This window comes from Streptomyces sp. NPDC107521 (assembly GCF_055598485.1).
On record NZ_JBVKAT010000010.1, the window covers coordinates 219490 to 235677 of the forward strand.

A 16188-nucleotide genomic window follows, 5' to 3' on the forward strand; every position below is an offset into this window, starting at 1 on the left:
GGCCCGCGGGGGCGATGGTGGCGGGCCTCACACGCCCCTCCCGCCCCGTCCGGCCCACACCGCCGCGCCACCCGGCGGGGCGGACCGCGCGAGGCGGGGCGCGGGGACCCGGCCGAGGGGCCCGGGGCCGAGCCCGTGGCACCGGGGCCCGCGCGGTGCGGCGATGCGGGAGCCAGGGCACCCGCCCCCGCGCGGAAGGCCCTCGCAGCGGGAGCGCCGGGTGCGCGCCTCCCCGGGGCGGGAGGCCCCCGGTCTCCTGGGCGGCCCGCCGGGCGCGCGAGCGGAGCGGTCCACGCCCGCCACGGGAAGCGGTCCGCGCCCGGCCGAGCGTGTGCGCGGGATCGGTCCGCCCCCGGCGAAGCGCGTGGGCGGGACGGGTCCGCCCCCGGACGGGCGGGGCAGGCACACGCCCCGCCCCGGACGGGCGGGGAGCCGCCCCGCCCCCGGCGCGGAAGATAATCGGGCGCGTGATCGATCTCGAAACGCGCCCGGCCCCCGCGCCGGACCGCCCCGGGCCGCTGCGCCGGGCCGCCCCCGCGCTCCTCGGCTACGCGGCGGTGCGCGCCCTGGGGCTGGCCGTGCTGGCCGGCTGGAGCGCCGCGCGCGACAAGAGCGCCCTCACCCTCCTCACCGCCCGCTGGGACTCCGTGTGGTACTCCGGCATCGCCGAGCGGGGCTACGGCCGCGTGGTGCGGCTGCCGAACGGGGACGTCCACTCCGACCTCGCGTTCTTCCCGCTGCTGCCGTGGCTGGAGCGGCTGGGCGCGGCGCTCTCCCCGCTGTCGCACGGGGCCGCCGGCCTCGTCGTCTCCCTGCTCGCCTCCCTGGCGGCGGCCTGGGGGATCTTCGCGGTGGCGGAGCACCTGTACGGCGGCCGGGCGGCGGTGGGCGCGGTGCTGCTCTGGGCGGTACTGCCGGTAGGGATCGTGCAGTCGATGGCGTACAGCGAGTCGCTGTTCACCGCGCTCGCGGCCTGGTCGCTGTACGCGGTGCTGACCGGGCGCTGGGTGACCGCGGGCGCCCTGGCCTCCCTGGCCGGGCTGACCCGGCCGGTGGGGCTCGCGGTGACGGCGGCGGTGTGGGCGGCCGGGACCGCGGCGCTGGCCGGCTCCCGCCGCGCCGACGCGCCGCTCTCCGGGACGCGCGCCCGCGCCCGGTGCCTGGCCGGGCTGCTGCTCGCCCCGCTGGGCGCCGCCGGGTACGTGCTGTGGGTGGGCCACCGCACCGGGCGGGGGGCGTTCGGCTACCTCGACGTCCAGGCCGGGTGGCGCAACGGCTTCGACGGGGGCGCGGCCTTCGCCCGGTTCACCGCGGCCCTGTTCACCTCGTTCCCCTCGGCCCTGGCCGGGGCCGCGCTCACCGCCGGGGTCTGCCTGCTGCTGTGGCTGTACGGGGTCTGCGTGCGGCGGGGCCAGCCGCTCGCGCTGCTGGTGTACTCCGGGACCGTGACCGTCCTCGCCCTGTGCGCGTCGAGCTACTTCGGCTCGAAGCCGCGGCTGCTGCTGCCGGCGTTCCCGCTGCTGCTGCCCCTGGCCGTGGCCCTGGCCCGGGCGCGCGTCCCCCGGGCGGCGCTGGTGGTGGGCGGCGCCGCGGCGGTGTCGGCGGCGTACGGGGCGTTCTGGCTGAACGGGTCCGGGCCGCCCTGACCGGGGGCGGCTACGCCCGGCGGGCCGGCGCCGGCGGGTCCCGGTGGCGCCGGCGGCCCGGCGGGTGCCGTGAGCGGCGGGGAAATTCCGCACCAGTATTCGGTGAACGAATTCTAAAAGCACGATAAACCCGCCGCCGGACCGATCAAAGGAATTGAAGCCCGCTCCGGCCGCGCCCGCGCATTCACGGAGAATTGGGCGCCTCCTGAGAGCAATCCCACATCACATCGTCATCACAAAGCCGTTGATTCGTCGGGGTTCACTCCTCACTCGCTGTAACGTCGATTGGGTGCGTACCGAACGGAAGCCCACCCGGCTGGACCGGGTGTTCGCGAGACTGGACCGGGAGTCGGAACGACCGGTCCACCTCGCGGTGCCGTCGATGAGCCGGCACCGGACCGTGCTGTTCGCCGCGACCCTCGCCTTCTACCTCGCCATCGTCTGGGCCGTGCAGATCACCTCCTGGCTGGTCCGGCTCGACTGGCAGGTCATGTTCTTCCGGCCCTACCAGCAGTGGCCGGAGATCCACGCGTTCGTCGACTACTACGTGGTGCTGGGCCAGCGCGGCCCCACGGCCGTGATGGTCGCGGCGTGGCTCGGCTGGCGCTCCTGGCGGCAGCACACGCTGCGCCCGCTGCTCGCGCTCGGCGCCTCGTTGCTGCTGCTGAACGTCACCGTGGGCGCCGCCAAGATCGGCATGGGGCGGCTCGGACCGCACTACGCGACCACCATCGGCTCGAACGAGATGGGCGGCGGCGGCGATATATTTCCGAGCGGTCACACCGCGAACGCCGTCGTGACCTGGGGCATCCTGGCCTATCTGGCCTCGACCCCGAGGGCCCGGCGCTGGCTGTCCGCCCTGTCGGCGATCACCTCGCTCGGGGTCGGGATGTCGACCGTGTACCTCGGTACGCACTGGCTGAGCGACGTGCTCCTGGGCTGGACGGCGGGGCTGCTGATCCTGCTGGCCCTGCCCTGGTTCGAGCCGCTGATCTCCCACGCCGAGGCGTGGATCCTGGGGATGCGCGACCGCTGGTTCGCCCGCCGCCGGCGGCGGACCCCGGCCCGGGGGCCGTCCGCCGCCCCGGTGGCCGCCGCCGCGCCCGCACGGGCGGAGTCCCCCGCGCCGCGCCTCCCGGCCGGAGCGGACCCGGGGGCGCGGCCCGCGCAGCCGGCCGCGCCGGAGCCCGAGCCGGTCGGCGCCCAGCAGGTGGCGTGGGCCCCCGTCTACCTGGCCCCCGGTCCGCACACGAGCCGCCCGGACCGCGCGCCGGTCACCCCGGCCGGGAGCCGCCGTCCGCCGCACGCGGACCGGCACCCGCGCAGCGCGGCACCCGCCGCGCGCCACCTCTCGGGCGGCTGAGCGCCGGACGCCGGGACACGGGCCGACGGCGCCCGGTGCCGCGACCCCCGCGGGCCGCGGTCAGCCCTTCCAGGCGCGGACCACACGGCCGTCCCGGACCTCGAAGTTGAGCCGCCCCACCCGGTACTCCATGGTGATGACCGCGCCCGGCGGCAAGGACCGGACCGACGACCACCCCCGCTCCCGCGCGCGGCGCTCCGCGGCGCCGGAGGCGAGGCCGACGTACGCGTCCGGACTGTCCCGGGGTTCGGCCGGGGGTGTCGGTATCGGTGCCATACGGCCACGCTAGGCCCTGGCCCGGCGGCGGGGAAGCCCGGACCGGTGACGCGGGGTGCGCATCGCCCTCCGGTCACACTTCTGTCACAGGATCACGACACGGCTTCCGGCCGTCCCCAGCCACCCGGACGGGCGTATCCCTCCCTCTTCAGGAGGCATGGCCGAGGTATTTCCGAACGACCGGGCCACCCCTCGAATATATGGACGGGAAAGGGCTCGGGAAACGATTCGGCAGGGCCGCGCATTCCGTGCGCGAATGGTTCGAACGAACACTCCGGAACCGGGCACCCGCACAGGAAATACCTACGACGCCCGCCCATTCCCCATCCCGGCGGGGTTCTCCCCGGGAGGACCGGGAAGACGGCCGGCCCGGTGAGCGGCGGGCTCCGCGCGGGGCCCGCACCCGCTCCTCACAGGGCGGTGACCGACACCGACAGGTCGTTGTCCCAGGTGTAGTGCGGGGCGGCCTCCAGGGTGCCGTGCGGGGTGGCCACCCGGGCTCTGGGGAAGCTGAAGACGGGCTGCTTGTCCGCGACGTCGTCCAGCAGCCGGGCCACCCTCACGGCGGGGCCCGGCTCCCCGGCGGGACGCAGCCAGAGGTCCCACACCCCGGGTTCGAGGGTCCGGTAGTCCACGTCGAGGCGGAACTCCGTCCGGTCGGCGGCCACGTCGAGCCGCCGGAGGCCCGCCCCGCCCGCGTCCGGACGGCGGCGCAGCTCGGCGTGGGCGGCCCCGGGGACGAGCTCGGTGCCGTAGACCCGGCCGCGCACGGTCAGCCCGCCGTCGGCGGGACGGGGCCCGTCCGTCTCGGCGTGCGGGGCGCGCAGCCAGCTCCGGACGGTGAGGTTGCCCCGGCGTGTGGCGTACGGGATGCGGACGGCGACGTGGCCGAGCAGTCCGCTGGGGGCGCGGTCGGCGAGGGAACTGAGGTCGGTGACGCCGGGCAGCAGGCGCAGCGGCTCGCCGTCGGCCAGCCGGGCGTAGGCGTCCCAGCGGCCCTCGGGAAGGGCGACACTGCTGGGGAGCGCGGCCCGCAGCCGGTCCTCGGCGACGGGGACCAGGGGCAGGCCCACCTCGTCGTCGGCGTCCCGGCGGCGCAGCACCAGGTGGGCCGTGTCACCGCCCTCCCGGGCGGCGACGTCGAAGGTGAGACCGCCCGCGGAATCGGCCGTGCAGTCGGCGCGCAGCGGGGGCGTCGGCGTCATGCGGTGCGATTCCTCCTCGGTCTTCTCCTCGTACGTTCACAGACCCGAAACCGGACCCCCGGGTTGTCCCGAACCGGTTGCGATGTGGTCACGACCGACAGATCGGTACCCGCACCCCCCACCACTACCTCCAGTAACAGCCGCTTTCGGCCACTCTGTTCCTTCACTGATTTCCTGATTTGTCGACTCCCCGGAGCGAGGGTTCCCGGGCCGCCATTCCGGCCCGGGGGCCTTGTGGGCACAGGGATGCGCGGCCCCGCGCGGGGTCCCGCCGGGCGGGCGGGGCGGAGGTCCGCCGCCGGGATCGCGTTCACGCCGGGGCGTGACTCCCGCCACCGGTCGCCCGTTGTCCTCTGCGTGAGCCGGGGACCCGCCCCGGCTCCGGGCCGGGAGCCACCCGGTCCGGTCACGCACCACACCCGAGGGAGCCCCCGTGCCGCGCATGCTCGACGTCAGCGACGAGGTACGCGCCGAGATCGGCGACGAAGAAGCCGACCGCCTGCTCGCCGGGGAATCCGCCCCGGGAAGCTACGACTGCACGTCCTGCCGCACCCCGGGCGACTGCGAGCAGGAGCGCACCAGCACCGTTCTGTTCATCGGCGACGAGACCGCGGTCCTCGCCTTCGCCCACGCCGGCTGCCTGCCCTCGCAGGTCGTCAAGGTCACCGAGGAGCAGCTCCAGGGCGCGGTGCGGTCCATCAGCGCCGACGGCGCCGCCCGTCCGGAGCCGCCGCGGGCCGTGCCGGAGCAGGCCGTCCCCGAGCAGGCCGTGCTCGGGGTGACCAGCGGCCTGGTGCTGATCGCCGGGGAGTTGCACCCGGCCCTGGTCGTGGAGCCGACCGGCCCGATCGCGCGGCCGGGCACCACCGGTCCCGGCGACGAGTTCCTGCCGCTGCTGAGGGAGCAGGGCTTCGCCCCGGCGGCCGACCTGTCCACCACCCCGGCGGTGCTGCACGGCTGGTCGGTGCTGCTCGCCATGGGGCAGTTGCACGCGGTGCTCCAGCCGGGGGTGAGCGGGGGGCGGCCGGTGGCGTGGTGGCAGGCGCACCAGCCGCTCCAGGTCACCGAGGGCTGGCGCACGGCGGCCAACAAGCAGCAGCAGGTGCTGATGTTCGCGGCCCCGGTCGGCAGCATCGGGCGCCAGCCACGCGAGGACCTGCTGAGGGACGCGCTGGACAAGGCGGCGGCGAACGGACGGCTGGTGGCGGCGGCCCTGCCGCTGGCGGGCACCTGACCCGGCCCTGCGAGCGCCCCGCTCCTCGGCCCGTCCGCCGGGTCCGTCCGGCGGGTCCGTCCGGCGGGTCCAGCCGGACTCCCGTCTCCGGGCTCCCGCCTCCTGGGCCGAGCCCCGGTGGCCCGCACCCTGCCGGGCTTCCCGCCTCCTCGGCCCGGCCGTCCGGCCCCGCCTGTCCGGTCCTTGGCCCGGCTCTCCGGCCCTCCCCCGCACCCGCCCTTCCGGTGCCCCCGTGTGCCGGGGCCCTCGGCCGCTCCGCCGGGCTCACCGGCGTCCGGTGCGTCCGGTGCGTCCGGTGACCGGACTCTTCCGGTGACCGGTACGGACCCCGGACCGGGGTCCCTCACGGGCCCGCGCGGGTAACCACGGAGGTGATCCCGGACCCGCCGGAACCGCGTGCCCCCGGCACTCGCCGGAACCGGGTCCGGGGAGCCCTGACGGAGCCCGGAGGCCCGAAGGCCGCCCCCAGGGCCGGCCCCGGCGGTGCCTCCGGGCTCCGTCCGGGCGGGAGTCACCGACGACCGCGCGAGAAGCCGCCGGGGACACCCCGGGTCCGCGCTGCCCGGACCGTGGGGAGCCGCCCGGCCCCGGCAGATGCGGTCAGGCGTCCGGCACCCGCGGCGGCTCCGCCCGCCCCTCCCCCGAATCCGCCGGGAGCCCGCGCCCGCCCCCTCCCGTGGACGCGGGCCCCCGGCGTCCGCGAGGCGCTCCCCGGTGCCCCGGGCGTCCCCGGACCTCGCCCGCCGCGGCCGGGCGGCTCCCGTTCGGCCGCATCCCTTCCGGTTCGGGGTCGTTTGGACATACGTGCACGCATACGACTCATTCCGACGCCACGGTGGCCCCTCGGCCACGCCGATCTTCGACGCGCTCTGCGCCGAGTACGTGAGGGCCTTCCGCTCGCTGCCCGGCGACCGCAGTGGCGAGGAGGACCTGGAGTTCACCGCGTTCGGGACCATGTCCCGCGGCCCCGGCGCGTACAGCGCCTACAGCGCGGGCGCCCACGGCGCCCGGCTCGGCCAGCCGTCGCCGTGGCAGCGCGTCGGCTATCTGGCCCCGCACGCCCCCGGTGCCCGGCACGTCCCGGCGGCGCTGCCCCCGGCCCCCCGCCGGGGGATCTGACCGCCCGTGGAACGGGAGGAGGGGCGGCCCCTCCGGGGCCGCCCCTCCTCCGTGCCCGCACCGCGCGGCCCGGGGGCCGGTCGCGGTGTCCGGGACTACTTCTTCTTCGCGCCGCGCTTCTCGCGCACCCGCACCGAGAGGTGGATCGGCGTCCCCTCGAAGCCGAACTCCTCGCGCAGGCGGCGCTCGATGAAGCGCCGGTAGCCCGCCTCGATGAAGCCGGAGGCGAAGAGCACGAACCGCGGCGGCTTGGTGCCCGCCTGGGTGCCGAAGAGGATGCGCGGCTGCTTGCCGCCCCGCACCGGGTGCGGGTGGGCGGCGACCAGCTCACCGAGGAAGGCGTTGAGCCGCCCGGTCGGGACCCGGGTCTCCCAGCCCGCGAGGGCCGTCTCGATCGCCGGGACCAGCTTCTCCATGTGCCGGCCGGTCTGCGCCGAGACGTTCACCCGCGGCGCCCACGCGACCTGGCCCAGCTCGGTCTCGATCTCCCGCTCCAGGTAGTAGCGGCGCTCCTCGTCGAGGGTGTCCCACTTGTTGAAGGCGAGGACCAGCGCGCGGCCCGCGTCGACGGCCATGGTGACGATCCGCTGGTCCTGCACGGAGATCGACTCGGCGGCGTCGATGAGGACGACGGCGACCTCCGCCTTCTCGACGGCGGCGGCGGTGCGCAGCGAGGCGTAGTAGTCGGCGCCCTGCTGGAGGTGGACGCGCTTGCGGATGCCTGCCGTGTCGACGAACTTCCACGTCCGCCCGCCGAGCTGGATCAGCTCGTCGACCGGGTCGCGGGTGGTGCCGGCCAGCTCGTTGACGACGACCCGCTCCTCGCCCGCGACCTTGTTCAGCAGCGAGGACTTGCCCACGTTGGGCCGGCCGATCAGGGCGACCCGGCGGGGGCCGCCGACCGCCGAGCCGAAGGTCTGCGCCGGGGCCTCGGGAAGGGCCTCCAGGACCTTGTCGAGCATGTCGCCGGTGCCCCGGCCGTGCAGCGCGGAGACCGGGTGCGGCTCGCCCAGGCCCAGGGACCACAGGTAGGAGGCGTCGGCCTCGCCGCTGGCGCCGTCGACCTTGTTGGCGCACAGCACCACGGGCTTGCCCGCCTTGCGCAGCAGCCGGACGACGGCCTCGTCGGTGTCGGTGGCGCCGACCTTGGCGTCCACCACGAAGACGACCGCGTCGGCGGCCTCGATGGCGTACTCGGCCTGCGCGGCCACGGAGGCGTCGATGCCCAGGACGTCCTGCTCCCAGCCGCCGGTGTCGACGACCTTGAAGCGGCGCCCGGCCCACTCGGCCTCGTAGGTGACGCGGTCGCGGGTGACGCCGGGCCGGTCCTCGACGACCGCCTCGCGGCGGCCGATGATCCGGTTCACCAGGGTCGACTTGCCGACATTGGGGCGGCCGACGACGGCGAGGACGGGCAGCGGGCCGTGCCCGGCCTCCTCGATCGCGCCCTCGACCTCCTCCAGGTCGAAGCCCTCGTCCGCGGCGAGCTCCATGAACCGCGCGTATTCGGCGTCGCCAAGCGCCCCGTGGTCGTGCTCCTCGCCCGAGCCCTCGGAGTGGATGTCGTCGTTCATGAAGTCCGTACCTCGTTCATCGTGGTGATCGGTGGAACACCCTGTTCAACGGGTGTTCCACTACTCAGTGTCGCCTAGCGCCCGGTGAGGCGCCCGGCGTTTTCCAGGTGCGCGGTGAGCCGTTCGCGGATGCGTTCGGTGGCCTCGTCCAGCGCCTTGCGCGTGCGCCGCCCGCTGCCGTCGCCCGCGGTGAAGGGGTCGCCGAAGACGACGTCGACGCGGGAGCGCAGCGGGGGCAGTGCCTTGGTCAACCGTCCGGGGACGTCGGAGCTTCCCAGGACGGCGACCGGGACGATCGGGGCGCCGCTGCGGACCGCGAAGTAGGCCAGCCCGGCGCGCAGCGAGGCGAAGTCCCCCTCGCCCCGGGTGCCCTCCGGGAATATGCCCAGCACGCCCCCGGCCTCCAGGACGCCGAGGGCGCGGGCGATGGCCGTGCGGTCGGCGGAGCTGCGGTCGACCTGGAGCTGGCCGATGCCGGTCAGGAAGCGGCCGAGCGGTCCGACGAACGCCTCCTTCTTGATCAGGAAGTGCGTCGGCCGGGGCGCCACGCCCATGACCATGGGGCCGTCGATGTTGTGCGAGTGGTTGACGGCGAGGATCAGCGGGCCCCTGGCGGGCACCCGCCAGGCGCCGAGCACCCGCGGCTTCCAGAGCCCGTACATCAGGCCGACGCCGATGCGCCGGCCGACCTCGGCGCCCCGGGCGGAGGGGACCCCGGGCCGCCCGGGGGCGGTGTCCTTCCGGGGGGCGGGGTGCCGCCCGGCGGGGACGGCCGGGGAGGGGGACGGGGTCACTTCCCCGCCCGCTTCTCCTCGACGAGGGTGACGACGCACTCGATGACCTGCGTGAGGGTGAGCTCGGTGGTGTCCACCTCGACCGCGTCGTCCGCCTTGGCGAGCGGCGAGGTCCTGCGGCTGGAGTCGGCGGCGTCGCGCTTGATCAGCGCCTCGCGGGTGGCCCGGACGTCGGCGCCCTTCAGCTCTCCGCTGCGGCGGGCGGCGCGGGCCTCGGCGGAGGCGGTGAGGAAGATCTTCAGGTCGGCGTCCGGGAGGACGGTGGTGCCGATGTCGCGGCCCTCGACGACGATGCCCTCCGGGGCCCCGGCGGCGATGGCGCGCTGCAGCTCGGTGATCCGGGTGCGCACCTCGGGGACGGCGCTGACCGCGCTGACCCGGGAGGTGACCTCCTGGGTGCGGATCGGTCCGGCCACGTCCACGCCGTCGACGGTGATGGAGGGGTCCGCCGGGTCGGTGCCGGAGACGATCTCCGCCTTGCCGGCGGCGGCCGCTATGGCGCGGGGGTCGTCGGTGTCGATGCCGTTGGTCACCATCCACCAGGTGATCGCCCGGTACTGGGCACCGGTGTCCAGGTAGCTCAGACCGAGCTGGGCGGCGACGGCCTTCGAGGTGCTCGACTTGCCCGTCCCGGAGGGGCCGTCGATGGCGACAATCACGGCCGGGGCGGTCGGGGCGGCGCCGTTTTCCACGGGGACACCTTCCTGGTGCGGTGCGGTGCGGGGTCGTGCGGGGCGGGAGGACGCCCCGCACAAGGTTACTGGCTCCCCGGGACCGCTCCGACAGCCGTACGGCGCGGGCTCACCGGCGCAGGGCCCAGCCCCGTTCCCGCAGGGCCGCCGTGAGCACGGGCACGGCCCGCGGCTCCACCATCAGCTGCACCAGGCCGGCCTCCTGCCCGGAGGCGTGCTCGATGCGCACGTCCTCGACGTTGACGCCGGCCCGCTCCGCGTCGGCGAAGATCCGGGCGAGCTGGCCGGGCTGGTCGTCGATGAGCACCGCGACGGTCTCGTAGGCGTGGGGGGCGCTGCCGTGCTTGCCGGGGACCCGGACCTGTCCGGCGTTGCCGCGCCGCAGGACCGCCTCGATGCCGGCGCCGCCCTCGCGGCGCTCCCCGGCGTCGGAGGACTGCAGGGCGCGCAGGGCCCGCACCGTCTCCTCCAGGTCGGCGGCGACCTGGCCGAGCAGGTCGGCCACCGGGCCGGGGTTGGCGGAGAGGATGTCGATCCACATCCGGGGGTCGGAGCCGGCGATCCGGGTCACGTCGCGGATGCCCTGGCCGCAGAGCCGTACGGCGGCCTCCTCGGCGTGCTCCAGTCGGGCGGCGACGGTGCTGGAGACGAGGTGCGGCATGTGGGAGACGAGGGCCACGGCGCGGTCGTGGGCGTCGGCGTCCATGACGACCGGCACGGCGCGGCAGTGGGAGACGAGTTCCAGGGCGAGGTTGAGCACCTCGGTGTCGGTGTCCCGGGTGGGGGTGAGCACCCAGGGGCGGCCCTCGAAGAGATCGGCGGTGGCGGCCAACGGGCCGGACTTCTCGCGCCCGGACATGGGGTGGGTGCCGAGGTAGGCGGTGAGGTCCAGGCCCCGGGCCTCCAGTTCGCGCCGGGGGCCGCCCTTGACGCTGGCCACGTCGATGTAGCCGCGGGCGGCGCCGCGCTCCATGGCCTCCGCGAGCACCCCGGCGACCAGGGCGGGCGGGGCCGCGACGACGGCCAGGTCGACGGGGCCGTCCGGCGGTTCCTCGGTGCCGGCGCCGAGCGCGGCGGCGGTGCGGGCCTGCTCCGGGTCGTGGTCGGCGAGGTGCACGGTGACCCCGCGCCGGGCCAGGGCGAGGGCGGCGGAGGTGCCGATCAGACCGGTGCCGATGACGAGGGCGGTTCTCACTGGGCGATGTCCTTGCGCAGGGCCGCGGCGGCGCCGAGGTAGACGTGGGCGATGTCGGCGCGCGGCCGGTCCGACTCGATGTGGGCGAGGATGCGCACGACGCGGGGCATGGCGCCCTCGACGGCCAGTTCCTGGGCGCATATCAGCGGCACGTCGACGATGCCGATGCCCCGGGCAGCGGCGGCGGGGAAGTCGCTGCGCAGGTCGGGGGTGGCGGTGAACCACACGCTGATCAGGTCGTCGGCGGCCAGCCCGTTGCGCTCCATCAGGGCGGTCAGCAGGGCGGCGACCCGCTCGGCCATGTGCCCGGCCTCGTCCCGGTCCAGTTGGACGGCGCCCCGGACCGCTCGTACCGCCACGGTGTCGCTCCTCGCTGCGTCTGCTCCGGCTGCTGATCGCACCAGCCTAGGGCCTGTCCGCGGGGCCGTGCCGCCGGGCACGGTCCGCCGGGACGCGGCGCCCGGGGGCGGGCGGGAAAGGCCGGGCCGCGCGGGACCGGGCCGCGTAGGCTCCGGGCATGGTCCCGGCGCCCCTCGAAACCCGACGTGTCCCGGTCACGCCCGCGTCGCTGGTGCGCGACCACACGGTGTACTCCTGTGTGATGGGTTCGCGGGCCTTCGGCCTGGCGACGGAGGACAGCGACACCGACCGCCGGGGCGTGTTCCTCGCGCCGACACCGCTGTTCTGGCGGTTCGAGAAGCCGCCGGCGCACGTGGAGGGCCCGGCCGAGGAGCAGTTCGGCTGGGAGCTGGAGCGCTTCTGCGAGCTGGCCCTGCGCGCCGACCCGAACGTCCTGGAGTGCCTGTACTCCCCGCTGGTGGAGTACGCCGACGCCACCGGACGCGAACTGCTCGCCCTGCGCGGCGCGTTCCTCTCCCGCGGGGTGCGGACGTCGTTCCTGCGGTTCGCGGACGGCCGCCGCCGCCGGCTGGACGCCGCTGTGCGGGCGCACGGCGCTCCGCGCTGGAAGCACGCGATGCACCTGCTGAGGCTGCTGGCGAGCGCCCGCGACCTGCTGCGCACCGGCACCCTGGAGATCCGCGTGGGCGACCGGCGCGAGGCGCTGCTGGCCGTGCGGCGCGGCGAGGTGCCGTGGACGGAGGTGTCGGCCCGGCTGGACCGGCTGGTGGAGGAGTGCGAGGAGGCGGCGCGGCGCGGCCCGCTGCCGGAGGAGCCGGACCGGCGGCGCGTGGAGGACTTCCTGGTCCGCGTGCGCCGCGCCTCGGCGGCGCTGCCCGATCCCTACGAGGAGGTCGTGCGGGACGGCGGGCGGGGCTGACGCCCCCGGTCCCGGCCGGGCGGACCGGACCCCCGGCGCCCGCCGGTCCGGACACGGGCTCAGACGTCCCAGAGGGCGCCGAGGGACAGCAGACCGGCGCGGTACTCGACGCGGTCCGCCCACTCCCGCGGCCAGGCGCCGGCGCCGAGGTGCGCGCCGGCGAACGCTCCCGCCAGGCAGGCGATGGAGTCGGAGTCGCCCGAGGTGCAGGCGGCGCGGCGCAGGACGGTCAGCGGCTCGTCGGGGAGCAGCAGGAAGCAGAGCAGCCCGGCGGCCAGCGCCTCCTCCGCGATCCAGCCCTCCCCGACCGCGAGGCACGGGTCGGTCTCGGGGGAGGCGGTGCGCAGGGCGTGCCCGAGGCGGTCGAGGACGGCCAGGCACTCGTCCCAGCCGCGGGCGATGAACTCCCCGGGCCCGGTGTCCCCGGCGCGGGTCCAGAGGTCCCCGAGCCACTCCTCGTGGTAGCGGGTGCGCTGCTCCAGGGCGTGGGCGCGCAGCAGTCCGGGGAGCGCGCCGGGGGCGGTCCCCCGCGCCAGGAGGAACACGGCGCGGGCGGTGAGGTCGGAGGCGGCCAGCGCGGTGGGGTGGCCGTGGGTGAGGGCGGCCTGGAACTGGGCGGCGCCCGCGCGCTGTTCGTCGCCGAGGCCGGGGAGGAGGCCGAGGGGGGCGACGCGCATGTTGGCGCCGCACCCCTTGGAGCGGATCCGGGAGGCGTCCTGCCAGCGGCGGTCCCCGTCCTCGAGGAGCGCGCAGGCATGGAGGCAGGTGGTGCCGGGGGCCCGGTCGTTCTCGGGCGAGCGGTACCAGTCCGTGAACTCCCTTCGCAGCGGGGCCTCCAGCTCCCGGGCGCCGAGCGGTCCCCGCTCCGTGGCGGTGCGCAGGGCGCGGCCGAGGGCGAGGGTCATCTGGGTGTCGTCGGAGACGAGGGCGGGAAGCGGCAGCTCCCTCTCCCGCCAGGGGCCGAACCGGGCAAGGATCGTGGGCACGTCGTGGAACTCGGCGGGGAAGCCCAGCGCGTCGCCGAGGGCGAGTCCGAGGAGTGCTCCGGTGGCGCGACGGGTGGCGGTGGTCGTGGTCATGCGGGGTGTCCTTCCCGGGGGGCGCGCGACAGGGGCGGGTGGAGGGCGGTGGCGGGACCGGCGCGGTACAGGGCGGCGGGCTTGCCCCGGCCGCCGGTCAGCCGGGCGGCGCCGGGGACGGGCTCGACGAAGCCGGGGGTGGCGAGGACCTTGCGGCGGAAGTTGGCCCGGTCCAGCGTGGTGCCCCACACGGCCTCGTAGACCTGCCGCAGCTCGCCGAGGGTGAACTCGGGCGGGCAGCAGGCGGCGGCCAGGGGGGTGTGCTCCAGTACGGCGCCGACCCTGGCGCGGGCGTCGGCCAGGATGCGGTCGTGGTCGAAGGCGAGGCCGCCGGCCCGCTCGTAGGGCACCCAGCGGGCGTCGGCCGCGTCGGTGGCGGCGCGCGGTTCGGCGGGGGGCCGGTCGGGCGGGGCGGGCAGCAGGGCCGCGAAGGCGACGGAGACGACGCGCATCCGGGGGTCGCGGCCGGGGTCGCTGTAGGTGCGCACCTGCTCCAGGTGCGGTCCGGCCGCGTCCGCGAGGCCGGTCTCCTCGGCCAGTTCGCGGCGGGCGGCGGTCTCGGCGGACTCGTCGGGCAGCAGGAAGCCGCCGGGCAGGGCCCAGCGGCCGGCGTAGGGCTCCTGGCCGCGCTCGACGAGCAGCACGTGCAGGGCGCCCGCGCGGAGCGTGAGGACGGCGAGGTCGGCCGTCACGGCGAAGGGTTCGTGGGCGTGCTTGTCGTAGCCGAGCAGGACCGGCCACCCCCTTTAAGAGTCACTCGGACTATAAAAGGGGGCGGCCGGTCATCACAACCCCGGGCACCGCCCGGGCGGTCCCGCGGACCGCCGGGCTCCGGCGTCCCGCGGGCGCCGGAGCCCTGGGACCTCTCGTTTGGATCATGCCGGGCTCGCGGGGTCCGGCCCGATCCAAACGAAAGACCCTAGAGCTCGACCTCCTGCATCAGCATCCCGACCTCCGTGTTGGAGAGCCGGCGCAGCCAGCCGGACTTCTGGTCGCCCAGGGTGATCGGCCCGAAGCCGGTGCGCACCAGCTTGTCGACGGGGAAGCCCGCCTCCGCCAGCATCCGGCGGACGATGTGCTTGCGGCCCTCGTGCAGGGTGACCTCGACCAGGTAGTTCCGGCCGGTCTGCTCCACCACCCGGAAGTGGTCCGCTCGCGCGTACCCGTCCTCCAACTGGATGCCGTCCTTGAGCCGCTTGCCCAGGTCGCGCGGGATGGGCCCGACGATGTGCGCCAGATACGTCTTGCGCACCCCGTACCGGGGGTGGGTCAGCCGGTGGGCCAGCTCGCCGTGGTTGGTGAGCAGGATGACGCCCTCGGTCTCGGTGTCGAGCCGTCCGACGTGGAAGAGGCGGGTCTCCCGGTTGGTGACGTAGTCACCGAGGCACTGGCGGCCCTCCGGGTCCTCCATGGTGGACACCACGCCCGCGGGCTTGTTCAGCGAGAAGAACTGGTACGACTGGGTCGCCACGGTCAGGCCGTCGACCTTGACCTCGTCCTTCTCCGGGTCGACGCGGCGGCCCTGCTCCAGCACGATCTCGCCGTTGATCTCCACCCTCGCCTGCTCGATCAGCTCCTCGCAGGCCCGCCGGGAGCCGTATCCGGCGCGGGCGAGGACCTTCTGCAGGCGCTCGCCCTCCTGCTCGGCGCCCGGGAAGGTCCGGGGCGGCCGGACCTCCTTCTTCCCCGCGTACCGCTCGCGGTTGCGCTCCTCGGCCCGCGTCTCGTACTCGCGGGAGGTGGCCGGGGCGCTGCGCCCGTGCTGCTGGGGCTTCTTCGGCCCGCCCTTGGCCCCGCCGCGCGCGGCCCCGCCGCGCCCCGACTTCGGGCCCTCGGCGGAGGCGCCGGGACCGACGTCGTAGCGGCGCTCCTCCGGGCGGGGCTTGCTGGGGCGGCCCTGGCCCTGCCCGTGCTTCTGGTCCCTGCTGTTGCCGGCGCCGCGGTAGTTCCCGCGCCCGCCGCTCTTGCCGCTGCCGCTGCTTCGCATCAAAGTTCCGTCGTCGTCGTGTTCGTCGTGTGGGTCGTGCTCGCCGGGTCGGCGTCGTCCGCGTCGGGCGCGTCCGGGTCGAACGACGGCACGCCCTCCTGACTCTCGGCCTCGACCGCCGCCGCCTCCGGGAGGAAGGGCGCGAGGTCCGGTAGCTCGTCCAGGTCCCGCAGGCCCAGCCGCTCCAGGAAGTGGTTCGTCGTCACGTACAGGATCGCACCTGTTTCGGGTTCCGTGCCCGCCTCCCGCACCAGCCCCCGCTGGAGGAGGGTCCGCATCACGCCGTCGCAGTTCACCCCGCGCACCGCCGAGACGCGGCCGCGGCTGACCGGCTGGCGGTAGGCGACCACCGCCAGGGTCTCCAGGGCCGCCTGTGTGAGCCGGGCCTGCCGGCCGTCCAGGACGAAGCCCTCGACGGCGGCGGCGTACCCGGGCCGGGTGGAGAAGCGCCAGCCGCCCGCGATCCGCCGCAGCTCGAAGCCCCGGCCCTGGGCGGTGTACTCGTCGGCCAAGGCGCGCAGCGCGTCCGCGACCGACCGCCGGGGCCGCTGGAGGACCCGGGCCAGGTGCTCCTCGGTGGCGGGCTCGTCGACGACCATGAGGACGGCCTCCAGGGCGGGCCCCAGGTCGAGGTCCGCGACGCCGGGCGGGGGGCCGGGTGCCCGGCCCGTGCCGTCGCTCACGTCAGCCGCGTCGTTCATGCCGTGCCGTCCTCCGTCGTCGTCCCGTGGTCCCGTGCCGTCTC

16 protein-coding genes are annotated in these 16188 nt (G+C 75.9%); 5 read left to right on the plus strand and 11 right to left on the minus strand.

The annotated features are described in order from the left end of the window. Positions 1–467 precede the first annotated feature (467 nt). Both ACZ7LB_RS17750 and ACZ7LB_RS17755 read left to right on the plus strand, forming a co-directional pair. The gene (locus tag ACZ7LB_RS17750; RefSeq protein ID WP_471469150.1) at positions 468–1646 is read left to right on the plus strand and encodes a glycosyltransferase family 39 protein; all 1179 of its coding nucleotides are present in this window, start codon (positions 468–470) and stop codon (positions 1644–1646) included. A 289-nt stretch (positions 1647–1935) separates the two neighbouring features. Then, positions 1936–3009, plus strand: coding sequence for a phosphatase PAP2 family protein (locus ACZ7LB_RS17755; protein ID WP_471469152.1), 1074 nt, complete (start codon positions 1936–1938; stop codon positions 3007–3009). 60 nt (positions 3010–3069) lie between these two features. On the opposite strand, the gene ACZ7LB_RS17760 is transcribed toward ACZ7LB_RS17755, so the two are convergent. Beyond that, complete coding sequence (locus ACZ7LB_RS17760) at positions 3070–3285, minus strand: I78 family peptidase inhibitor (protein WP_161226377.1); 216 nt, start codon at positions 3283–3285, stop codon at positions 3070–3072. A gap of 410 nt (positions 3286–3695) precedes the next feature. Next, complete coding sequence (locus tag ACZ7LB_RS17765) at positions 3696–4490, minus strand: hypothetical protein (protein WP_471469154.1); 795 nt, start codon at positions 4488–4490, stop codon at positions 3696–3698. Between the two features lie 433 nt (positions 4491–4923). Here ACZ7LB_RS17765 and ACZ7LB_RS17770 point away from each other — a divergent pair, with 433 nt between their 5' ends. Further along, positions 4924–5724: a hypothetical protein gene (locus tag ACZ7LB_RS17770; protein WP_471469156.1), complete on the plus strand. Its 801-nt coding sequence runs from the start codon at positions 4924–4926 to the stop codon at positions 5722–5724. 804 nt (positions 5725–6528) lie between these two features. Beyond that, the gene (locus ACZ7LB_RS17775) at positions 6529–6843 is read left to right on the plus strand and encodes a hypothetical protein (protein ID WP_471469157.1); all 315 of its coding nucleotides are present in this window, start codon (positions 6529–6531) and stop codon (positions 6841–6843) included. Between the two features lie 95 nt (positions 6844–6938). Here the strand turns inward: ACZ7LB_RS17775 and der are convergent, their stop codons facing one another. The 5 genes from der to aroH all read right to left on the minus strand — a co-directional run bounded on the left by der (position 6939) and on the right by aroH (position 11457). Then, positions 6939–8417, minus strand: a complete 1479-nt coding sequence (gene der / locus ACZ7LB_RS17780; RefSeq protein WP_471469159.1) for a ribosome biogenesis GTPase Der — start codon at positions 8415–8417, stop codon at positions 6939–6941. A 74-nt stretch (positions 8418–8491) separates the two neighbouring features. Further along, positions 8492–9079, minus strand: coding sequence for a lysophospholipid acyltransferase family protein (locus tag ACZ7LB_RS17785; protein WP_471469214.1), 588 nt, complete (start codon positions 9077–9079; stop codon positions 8492–8494). A gap of 128 nt (positions 9080–9207) precedes the next feature. Further along, complete coding sequence (gene cmk / locus ACZ7LB_RS17790; protein ID WP_471469160.1) at positions 9208–9903, minus strand: (d)CMP kinase; 696 nt, start codon at positions 9901–9903, stop codon at positions 9208–9210. 109 nt (positions 9904–10012) lie between these two features. After that, on the minus strand, positions 10013–11098 hold the full coding sequence (locus ACZ7LB_RS17795; protein ID WP_471469162.1) for a prephenate dehydrogenase: 1086 nt from the start codon (positions 11096–11098) through the stop codon (positions 10013–10015). Continuing rightward, positions 11095–11457 carry a chorismate mutase gene (aroH, locus tag ACZ7LB_RS17800; protein WP_471469164.1) on the minus strand — a complete coding sequence of 121 codons (363 nt, stop codon included), beginning with the start codon at positions 11455–11457 and terminating at the stop codon, positions 11095–11097. Before aroH ends, ACZ7LB_RS17795 begins: the two co-directional genes overlap by 4 nt. Positions 11458–11615: 158 nt before the next feature. Here aroH and ACZ7LB_RS17805 point away from each other — a divergent pair, with 158 nt between their 5' ends. Then, positions 11616–12377, plus strand: a complete 762-nt coding sequence (locus tag ACZ7LB_RS17805; RefSeq protein WP_471469166.1) for a nucleotidyltransferase domain-containing protein — start codon at positions 11616–11618, stop codon at positions 12375–12377. Positions 12378–12436: 59 nt separating this feature from the next. On the opposite strand, the gene ACZ7LB_RS17810 is transcribed toward ACZ7LB_RS17805, so the two are convergent. The 4 genes from ACZ7LB_RS17810 to scpB form a co-directional block, all read right to left on the minus strand. Next, the gene (locus ACZ7LB_RS17810; protein WP_471469167.1) at positions 12437–13456 is read right to left on the minus strand and encodes an ADP-ribosylglycohydrolase family protein; all 1020 of its coding nucleotides are present in this window, start codon (positions 13454–13456) and stop codon (positions 12437–12439) included. Next, a complete protein-coding gene (locus tag ACZ7LB_RS17815; protein ID WP_471469216.1) occupies positions 13453–14187 on the minus strand; it encodes an NUDIX hydrolase in 735 nt (244 codons plus the stop codon). The genes ACZ7LB_RS17810 and ACZ7LB_RS17815 overlap by 4 nt, the downstream gene beginning before the upstream one ends. 188 nt (positions 14188–14375) lie before the next feature. Then, positions 14376–15443 carry a pseudouridine synthase gene (locus ACZ7LB_RS17820; protein ID WP_471469168.1) on the minus strand — a complete coding sequence of 356 codons (1068 nt, stop codon included), beginning with the start codon at positions 15441–15443 and terminating at the stop codon, positions 14376–14378. Continuing rightward, positions 15443–16144, minus strand: coding sequence for an SMC-Scp complex subunit ScpB (gene scpB, locus ACZ7LB_RS17825; protein WP_471469169.1), 702 nt, complete (start codon positions 16142–16144; stop codon positions 15443–15445). The genes ACZ7LB_RS17820 and scpB overlap by 1 nt, the downstream gene beginning before the upstream one ends. Between the last annotated feature and the right edge of the window lie 44 nt (positions 16145–16188).